The 9,058-nt window shown below is 72.0% G+C and carries 8 protein-coding genes; 7 read left to right on the plus strand and 1 reads right to left on the minus strand.

The window, feature by feature from the left end:
* Window positions 1-1,813: phosphoenolpyruvate carboxykinase (GTP) (locus tag I6A60_RS39825; RefSeq protein ID WP_203055865.1), on the minus strand; the 1,813-nt coding region annotated here is incomplete at its 3' end.
* 142 nt (window positions 1,814-1,955) lie between these two features.
* Here I6A60_RS39825 and I6A60_RS39830 point away from each other — a divergent pair.
* From I6A60_RS39830 to I6A60_RS39860, 7 genes are all read left to right on the plus strand, one after another.
* Window positions 1,956-2,288, plus strand: a complete 333-nt coding sequence (locus I6A60_RS39830) for a helix-turn-helix transcriptional regulator (protein WP_203024730.1) — start codon at window positions 1,956-1,958, stop codon at window positions 2,286-2,288.
* 70 nt (window positions 2,289-2,358) lie between these two features.
* The gene (locus tag I6A60_RS39835; protein ID WP_203024731.1) at window positions 2,359-2,835 is read left to right on the plus strand and encodes an oxidoreductase; all 477 of its coding nucleotides are present in this window, start codon (window positions 2,359-2,361) and stop codon (window positions 2,833-2,835) included.
* A 38-nt stretch (window positions 2,836-2,873) separates the two neighbouring features.
* Window positions 2,874-4,841: a proton-conducting transporter membrane subunit gene (locus I6A60_RS39840; RefSeq protein ID WP_374113329.1), complete on the plus strand. Its 1,968-nt coding sequence runs from the start codon at window positions 2,874-2,876 to the stop codon at window positions 4,839-4,841.
* Window positions 4,838-5,800 carry an NADH-quinone oxidoreductase subunit H gene (locus I6A60_RS39845; RefSeq protein ID WP_307874110.1) on the plus strand — a complete coding sequence of 321 codons (963 nt, stop codon included), beginning with the start codon at window positions 4,838-4,840 and terminating at the stop codon, window positions 5,798-5,800. Before I6A60_RS39840 ends, I6A60_RS39845 begins: the two co-directional genes overlap by 4 nt.
* 11 nt (window positions 5,801-5,811) lie before the next feature.
* On the plus strand, window positions 5,812-6,591 hold the full coding sequence (locus I6A60_RS39850) for a hypothetical protein (RefSeq protein ID WP_203012039.1): 780 nt from the start codon (window positions 5,812-5,814) through the stop codon (window positions 6,589-6,591).
* Between the two features lie 47 nt (window positions 6,592-6,638).
* Window positions 6,639-8,114 (plus strand): proton-conducting transporter membrane subunit, encoded by a 1,476-nt coding sequence (locus I6A60_RS39855; RefSeq protein ID WP_374113330.1) that lies wholly within the window; start codon window positions 6,639-6,641, stop codon window positions 8,112-8,114.
* Between the two features lie 78 nt (window positions 8,115-8,192).
* The coding region (locus tag I6A60_RS39860; protein WP_203012036.1) for an NADH-quinone oxidoreductase subunit C at window positions 8,193-9,058 on the plus strand (866 nt) is incomplete at its 3' end.

Below are 9,058 nucleotides of genomic sequence, written 5' to 3' on the forward strand. Positions count from 1 at the left end.
AGCGCAGCCGGTCGGCGAGTGTGGCGAGTTCGATCCACAGGGCGTCGGGAAGGCGGGTTCCGAGGCTGGTGAAGTATCGGCTGATCAGGACGGTTTCGCGTTCCCAGGCGGTGCGGTCGACGGACAGGAGCAGGTGGAGGTCGTCGGCGGCGACGTCCAGGCCGTCGGTGTTGAGGGCGTCGGGCGTGGGGATGACGCCGAGTGGTGTGCGGCGCCCGTGGGCGGTGCCTTCGAGTCGTCCGATGATCCAGGCGAGGACGCGGCTGTTCTCGCCGTAGCCGGGCCAGAGGTAGGCACCCGTGTCGGGGTGTTTGCGGAACCAGTTGACGTAGTAGATAGGTGGGAGTTGTGCCCCGGGGTGGGTGGCGAGGGTGAGCCAGTGGGCGAGGTAGTCGCCGATGTTGTAGCCGCAGAACGGGAGCATGGCGAACGGGTCCCGGCGTAGTTCGCCGACGGTGCCGGCCGCGGCGGCTGTGGTCTCGGAGGAGACGGTGGCGCCGAGGAAGACGCCATGTTGCCAGGAGGTCGACTCGACGACTAAGGGCACGGCAGTAGCGCGGCGGCCGCCGAACAGGATGGCCGAGATCGGTACGCCGGCCGGGTCCGCCCATTCTGCGGCGATCGTCGGGCACTGGCTGGCGGGGGCTGTGAACCGGGCGTTGGGATGCGCCGCCGGGGTCGCGGATTGGGGTGTCCAATCCTGCCCCCGCCAGTCTGTGAGGTGCGCGGGGGCTTGCTCAGTCAGTCCCTCCCACCACACGTCGCCGTCGTCGGTTCGGGCGACGTTGGTGAAGATCGTGTTGCGGTGGATCGTGTCGATGGCGTTGGGGTTGGTCGCGCGGCCGGTTCCGGGTGCGACGCCGAAGAAGCCGGCTTCGGGGTTGATGGCGTAGAGCCGGCCGTCTTCGCCGAACCGCATCCAGGCGATGTCGTCGCCGATGGTCTCGACCTTCCAGCCGGGGATGGTGGGGACGAGCATGGCGAGGTTGGTCTTGCCGCACGCGCTCGGGAAGCCGGCCGCGAGGTAGTGAGCGTTACCCTGCGGCCCGGTGAGCTTGAGGATCAGCATGTGCTCGGCGAGCCAGCCGGCGTCACGGGCCATCACCGAAGCGATCCGCAGCGCGTAGCACTTCTTGCCGAGCAGGGCGTTGCCGCCGTAGCCGGAGCCGTAGCTCCAGATCTCCCGGGTCTCCGGGAAGTGGGCGATGTACTTGGTGGTGCTGCAGGGCCACGTGACGTCGGGTTGCCCGGGCTGCAGCGGCGCGCCGACGCTGTGTACCGCGGGGACGAAGAAGCCGTCCTCGCCGAGCTGCTCGAGGGCGGGCGAACCCATCCTGGTCATCACGCGCATCGAGACCGCGACGTAGGCCGAGTCGGTGATCTCGACACCGAGCGCGGAGATCGGCGAGCCCAGCGGTCCCAGGCAGAACGGGACGACGTACATCGTGCGCCCACGCATACAGCCCGCGAACACCCCCTGCAGGGTGGTGCGCATCTCGCCGGGGTCGGTCCAGTTGTTCGTCGGACCGGCGTCGTCCTGGCTCTTCGAGCAGATGAAGGTGCGGTCCTCGACCCGGGCGACGTCGCTGGGATCGCTCGCGGCGTAGTAGCTGCCCGACCGCTTGTCCTCGGCGAGACGGACGAAGGTGCCCTTCTCGACCAGCTCGGCGCAGAGCCGGTCGTACTCCGCGTCGCTGCCGTCGCACCAGTACACCTGGTCGGGACAGGTGAGGTCGGCAATCGCGGCGACCCACTGCGACAACGCCGCATGCCGCGTCGGTGCCGACTGCAGGCCCGGGACCGTGACAGACATCCCCTACCCCTTCGACAGGCTGTTAGGAAGTCGAACTATACTCCTGCTACCTGATAGAATTGTCAGGTAGTCAAGCATGGGGATCATTGAATGTGACGTCGTCTGCCTGGGCGACGGCTGACCGTGTGGCGAGGGAGGACGTGTGTCGACGCCGCTGTACGAGCTGAAGGCGCAGTTCTTCCGGACCCTTGGCCACCCCGCGCGCATTCGGGCGTTGGAACTGCTCAGCGAGCGCGAGTGGTCGGTCGGCGAGCTCGTGGCCGAGATCGGGCTGGAGACCTCGCACCTGTCGCAGCAGCTCGGTGTGCTGCGCCGCGCTGGCCTGGTCACCACCCGCAAGCAGGGCACGACCGTCTACTACGCCGTCGCGTCCCCGGAGATCGTCTCGTTGCTGGCGGTCGCCCGCTCGATCCTGACCGGCGTCCTCAACGAGCAGGCGGACCTGCTTCGCGACCTGCTCGCCACGGAGCCTTGACCATGCCTACCCCACGGACGTGGACGGGTCACGACGACCGCCTGGAACGACGAGTCATCTCGAGAGGACCATGGGACTGTTCGCCGCAATCCGACGCGTGGGCCGCATCGCCGAACCCGCCCCGCCACAGCCGGAGGCCGCGGCCGCACCGGCGCTCCTGCGTGGATCCCTCCAGCTGCGGCACGTCGACGCTGGCTCGTGCAACGGCTGCGAGATCGAGCTCGGCGGGTGCTTCTCGCCGGTGTATGACGGCGAACGGTACGGCGCGCGGCTGGTGGCCAGCCCACGCCATGCCGACGGACTACTGGTGACAGGTGTCGTCACCCACAACATGGCGCAGGCGCTGCGGGACACCGTGGAAGCCACCCCACTGCCACGCGTGGTGATCGCCGTGGGCGACTGCGCGCGCCACTGCGGGGAGTTCGTCGGCGGGTACGGGGTGCTGGGGCCGGTCAGCGACGTCGTCGCCGTGGACGCCGAGGTGCCCGGCTGCCCACCCACCCCGACGGAGATCATCCACGTGCTTCGCCAGGTCACCGGGCTGTGAGTGCCGCCGTTCTCGCCGCGATCCTGGCCGCGGCCACCGTGTTGGCGTGCCTGGCGGTCCTTACCGCGCCGTCCCGGGCGCTGCCCACGGTCGCCGGCGGCGGGGTCGTCGTCGTCGGCGCGGTCGGCGTGGTCTACGGCGTGGCGGCGATCGGCGGCGGGCTCGCGCCGGTGAGCGTCGGCTGGCTGCTCCCGCTCGCCGGGCTGCGACTGGCCGGCGACGCGACCGGTGGGCTGTTCATGGTGGTGACCGGCGCGGTGGGAGTTGTCGTCGGGATCTACACCGTCGGGTACGCCGCGCACGGCCACCTGGGCCGGATGCCGCTGTCGGTGCTGCCGGTGTTCCTGGCGTGCATGCTCGGCGTTCCGCTGGCCGACTCGGTCACGACGTTGCTGTTCGGGTGGGAACTGATGGCGCTGAGCAGCCTGCTGCTGGTACTCGCCGACGCGCGCCGCCGCGAGGTGCGAGACGCCGGTCTGTGGTATGCGGCCATGACCCACCTGGGGTTCGTCGCCGTCCTGGTCGGCCTCGGCGTGTTCGCCGCCGCCGCGGGCGCGCAGGGGTTCCCAGACCTTCGCACCGCCGCGGCCGGTCTTTCTCCGGCCACTAGGACGGCGGTGTTCGGCCTGACCGTCGCCGGATTCGGTTCGAAGGCGGGGCTGGTGCCGCTGCACGCGTGGCTGCCTCGCGCGCACCCGGAGGCATCCGGGCCGGTGTCGGCCCTGATGAGCGCCGCGATGGTCAACCTCGGCGTCTACGGCATCCTGCGCGTCGATGTGATCCTGCTCGGTCCCGGCCCGCGCTGGTGGGGCCTGGTGCTGCTGGGCGCGGGGGCGGTCACGGCGGTGTACGGGGTGCTGCAGGCGTGCGTCGCGACGGACCTCAAACGGCTGCTGGCCTACAGCACCGCCGAGAACATGGGCCTGATCTGTGTGGCGATCGGGGCCGCGATGGTGCTCACGGCCCCGGGTAGCCCGGCGGTCGCCGCGGTGGCTATGACTGCGGCGCTCGTGCATGTGGTCGGCCATGCGGCGTTCAAGTCGCTGGGTTTCCTCGCCGCCGGCGCGGTCACCACCGCGACCGGCCGGCGTGACCTCGATGCCCTCGGCGGGCTCGCCTCCCGGATGCCGACCACGACGGCCGCGTTCGGCCTGGCGGCGCTCGGCGCGTCCGGGCTGCCACTGGGCTGTGGCTTCGTCGGCGAATGGCTGCTGCTGCAAGGCCTCATCCACGCGCTGCCTGCCGGGGGGACGACGGTCGCGCTCGTCATGCCGCTCACGGTCGGCGTCGTCGCGCTGACCACCGGGCTGGGGGTCGCGGTGATGGTGAAGGCGTTCGGGGTGGGTTTCCTCGCCCGGCCCCGCAGCACCGAAGCGGAGCGGGCGGGTGAGGTCGGTCGGGCGATGGCGATCGGCATGGGCCTTGCAGCGGCAGCCTGCGGCGTGCTCGCGGTCGCGCCCGGCGTGCTGGCCCCCGCGTTGTCGCGGGTCCTGCCCGAGCTGTCCGCCGGCACGGGTACCCCGTCCCCGCAGTTGGGCGTCCTGCTGCGGCTGCCCGGTGTCGGCGGGTCGATGTCCCCGGCGTTGCTCGCCCTCGGCGTCGCCGCCGGGATGCTCGTGGCCTTCGGGGCGACGCGGTGGCGGGCGCGGCGCCGCCCGCCGCCGCGGCCAGCCGAGCTGTGGGCGTGCGGCGGCGGTGCACTTACGGCGCGGATGCAGTACACCGCGACCGCGTTCGCCGAGCCGCTGCAACGGGTCTTCGACGGTGTGCTGCGCCCGGACACCGAGCTGGTGGTCATCCCCTACAGTCAGGCGCCCTACCTCGTGGCGAAGGTCACCTACCGATCGCAGCTGCGGGACACCCTCGAGACCTCGCTGTACACCCCGGTGATCCGGACAGTCGCCGCAGCCGCCCGGATCGCGCGGCGCGCACACAGGGGCAGCATCCACCTCTACCTGGCCTACGGCGCGGCCGGCCTGATCGTCGCGCTGCTGGTGGCCCGGTGAGCGCCGCCGGTGCCGCCGGCCTGGTGCTGCAGGTCGCCGCGACCGCCGCCGGGGCGCCACTGGTCGTCGGCGGCATGCGCCAGGTCCGCGCCCGTCTCGAAGGTCGGGCCGGGGCCGGTTGGGCGCAGCCGTGGCGCGACCTGCGTAAGCAACTCGGCAAGCAGCGCCTCGACCCGGCCGGCACCACCGTCGTGTTCGCCGCCGCCCCGCTCGTGCTGGCGGGCACCAGCCTGCTGATCGCTGCCGTCGTGCCGGCGGTCACCACCGCATCCCCGCTGGACCCGGCGGGTGACCTGTTCGCCGTGGTCGGGCTGCTCCTGGCCGGCACGGTCGCATTGGCGCTGGCCGGGATCGACACCGGCACGGCGTTCGGCGGGATGGGCGCAAGCCGCGAGATCACGATCGCCACACTCGTCGAACCGACCGTCCTCGTCGCCGGCTTCGCCCTGTCCGTGCCGGTCCACTCCTCGAACCTCGGCACGATCGTCACTGCCACGATCAGCGACCCCGGCCGGGTCGCGTCACCCGCCGCGCTGCTCGCGCTCGCCGCGTTGGCCGTCGTCGTCGTCGCCGAGACCGGCCGGCTGCCGGTGGATAATCCCGCCACGCACCTCGAGCTGACGATGGTGCACGAGGCGATGATCCTGGAGTACACCGGACCGCGGCTCGCGCTGATCGAGTGGGCGGCGGCGATGCGCCTGACCGTGCTGCTGGCGCTGCTGGCGAACCTGGCCGTCCCGTGGGGGGTCGCCGGCGCGGGCAGCGGGGCCGTGGGCCTGCTGGTGGGCCTGGTCGCGGTCGCGGTCAAGGTCCTGGTGCTCGCCGTGGCGCTCGCCGGCGCGGAGGTCTTTCTCGCCAAGTTGCGGCTGTTCCGTGTCCCGGAGCTGCTGGCCGGGTCGTTCCTGCTGGGGCTACTCGCGGTGACCGCCTCCTACTTCCTCGCCACCCCGACAGGCTGAACGGACGGCGGATGACGACAGCGACCTACACGGACCTGCTGTACCTGGCCGCCGGCCTCCAGCTGCTGTGCGCGGTCGCAGCGGTGGGGCGCCGCCAACTCGGCCCCTCGATACGTCTGCTCAGCGCACAGGGCACGGCACTGGCCGCGATCCCGTTCGTCAGCGGGCTGTACCGACACGAAGGACACCTGGTGGGCGTCGCGCTCGCCGTCCTCGCACTGCGCGCCGGCGTGCTGCCCTGGCTGGTTTCCCGGCTCGTCCCCACGACCGTGCGACCGGCCGCCCAGTGGACCGACAGCGACCGGGACACCGACGGCGAGCCACTCCCCGGCCATGCTCTGGGGATCGGCAGCGCCACAGGTCCCGACACGCACGCTCACGACGACCCGCAGGAGACCCGCGAGCCCACCCCACTGGTCAGCACCGCTGCCTCCCTGCTGCTGACCGGAGCGTTGACCGTGCTGGCCTACGCCGTCAGCCGTCCGCTCGTCAGCCTGGATCCCAGCCCCGCCACCCGTGCCGCACCCGCCGCCCTAGCCGTCATCCTCATCGGGCTGCTCGTCCTCACGACCCGCCGCCGCGCCGTGTCCCAGGTGATCGGTTTCCTCACGCTGGACAACGGCATCGCCGCGCTGGCGTTCCTGCTCACCTCCGGCGTCCCGCTCGTCGTCGAACTCGGCGCGTCGCTGGACCTGCTTCTCGCCGTCCTGGTCGTGGCCGCCCTGACCGGCCGCATGCGGATGAAGTTCGGCGGCACCGACCTCGGAGAGCTCCAGGAGCTACACGAATGACGACCACCGCGACCGCCGTGTCCACCGCGGTGACGGCCACCCCATGGGTGACAGCGGCGATGCTCGCACCGCTGCTCGCACCGCTGGCCGCCGCCTCCGCCGTCGGCGCCGCCGGCTGGCGCCGCGCGACCGGGCACGCCACCGTCGCCGCCGCGCTCGCCACGCTGGCCAGCGGCGGCATCCTGGCCGCCGCCGTCGACCAGGGGCATGTGTTCGCGGCCGGGCACCTGCTGCGGGCCGACGCCCTGAGCGCCGTCATGACGATCGTCATCGGCGCGGTCGCGACCCTCGCCACCTGGGGCAGCATCTCCTACCTCGACACCGAACGCGCCCGCGGACACACCACCCCCGCCCGCACCCGCACCTACGGGATCCTCGTCAACCTCTTCCTCGCGACGATGGCCCTCGCCGTCCTGGCGAACAACCTCGGTGTCGTCTGGGTCGCGATCGAAGGCACGACCGTCGCGACCGCCTTCCTCGTCGGCCACCGCCGCACCCGCGGCTCACTGGAAGCCACCTGGAAATATGTGATCATCTGTTCGGTCGGGATCGCGCTGGCGTTCCTCGGCACCGTTGTCCTGTACTTCGCCAGCGTCCACGCAGGGGCCGACGGGGGCGGGGGCGAGGGCGGCCTGGACTTCGACACACTCGCCGCGGCCGCCCCCCGCCTGGATCCGGACGTCACCCGTCTCGCCGTCGCCCTGCTGCTGCTCGGCTACGGCACGAAAGCCGGCCTGGCGCCCTTCCACACCTGGCTCGCCGACGCCCACTCACAAGCCCCGGCGCCCGTGTCGGCGCTGATGAGCGGCGTCCTGCTCTCCGTCGCCTTCACCACCCTGCTCCGCGTCAAAGTCATCTCCGACGGCGCGCTCGGCCCCGGCTTCCTGCGCGCAGGCCTGCTCACCCTCGGCCTCGCGACGCTCCTGGTCGCCGCACTGCTCCTCGTCGGGCAACGCGACTACAAGCGGATGCTCGCCTACTCCTCGCAGGAACACATGGGCCTGCTCGCGATCGCCGCCGCGGCCGGCACCACCCTCGCCATCGCCGCACTGCTGCTGCACGTGCTCGCGCACGGCCTGGGCAAAGCGGTGCTGTTCCTGTCCGCCGGCCACCTACAGCTCGCCCACGACTCCACCGCCATCGCCGACGCCCGCGGTGTCCTGACTCGCGGGCCGCTGCTCGGGACCGTGTTCGGCGCCGGGCTCGCCGCCCTGCTCGGCCTGCCCCCGTTCGCCCTGTTCGCCTCCGAAGTAGGCATCGCCCGTGGCGCGGCGAACGCGCACCTCACCTGGCCGCTCGTCGCCGCCCTGATCGCCGTGCTGGTCGCGTTCGTCGCGCTGACCCGCCACGGCATCGACCTGCTGGTCGGACCCGCCGCACCAGACGGGCCCGAACTACGGCTACGGCCCACCGCCGCCGCGCCACTGGTCGTCGGCGTCGTGGCCTGCGTCGCGCTCGGCCTGACCGCCGGCCCGCTCGAGCACCTCCTGACCACGGCCGGTGGCCTGCCGGCACCACGGTGACCCGATCCGGCCACCAGCACCCGGGCACGCCGCGCCCCGTCCGCACTCCATGCGCCCGCACACCCGAGCGAGAGACCCGTGACCGTCCCCAGCCCGCACCCCGCAGCGCTTCCACGGCCCACCGGCCCCACCGCCGTCGAGGTCACCGCCTCCGAACTGCACACCCGGACCGAAAGTCTTCTCGCCGCCGGCTACCGACTCGCCCTCGTCGCCGCCCACCACGACACCCCCGCCACCCACGGTGGCACCGCCCGCCCCTGCGCCATCCGCGTCGTCTACCTGCTGGTCGCCGGACCACCCGACTCCCGGATCGAACTCCACCTCCACCTGGACCCGGACACCCCGGCCGCGCCCAGCCTGGCTGACCTGTCGTTCCCAGCCGGCCGGTTCGAACGCGAGATGCACGACCTCTACGGGATCGAACCCACCGGCCATCCCTTGCCTCGCCGGTTGATTCGTCATCCCCACTGGCCGCACCACTGGTATCCGATGCGCGCCGACGCCGGCCCGCCGCCCCCGTTCGGCGACCCCGAAGGCCCCTACCCCTTCCTCACTGTCGAGGGGCCCGGCGTGTACGAGATCCCCGTCGGGCCCGTCCACGCCGGACTGATCGAACCCGGCCACTTCCGCTTCTCCGTCGTCGGCGAAACCATCCTGAAACTCAAAGCCCGCCTATGGTTCCTGCACCGAGGAGTCGAGAAACTCTTCGAAGGCCACCCGCCCGCCGCCAAGCTGCCGCTCGCCGAACGCATCAGCGGCGACACCGCGGTGGGCCACACCCTGGCCTACTGCCTCGCCGTCGAAGACGCCCAAGGCCTCGCCGTCCCCGCCGAAGCCCAGCGCGGGAGGGCGCTCCTACTGGAACTGGAACGCCTGCACAACCACGTCGCCGACCTCGGCGCCCTGTGCAACGACGTCGGCCACAGCGTCCTACACGCCCACGC

It is taken from the genome of Frankia sp. AgB1.9 (assembly GCF_016786355.1).
Classification (GTDB): Bacteria; Actinomycetota; Actinomycetes; order Frankiales; family Frankiaceae; genus Pseudofrankia.

Coding starts and splice junctions, on each gene's coding strand:
- I6A60_RS39835 (WP_203024731.1), top strand. CDS start 2,359: ATGGGACTGTTCGCCGCAATCCGACGCGTGGGCCGCATCGCCGAACCC.
- I6A60_RS39850 (WP_203012039.1), top strand. CDS start 5,812: ATGACGACAGCGACCTACACGGACCTGCTGTACCTGGCCGCCGGCCTC.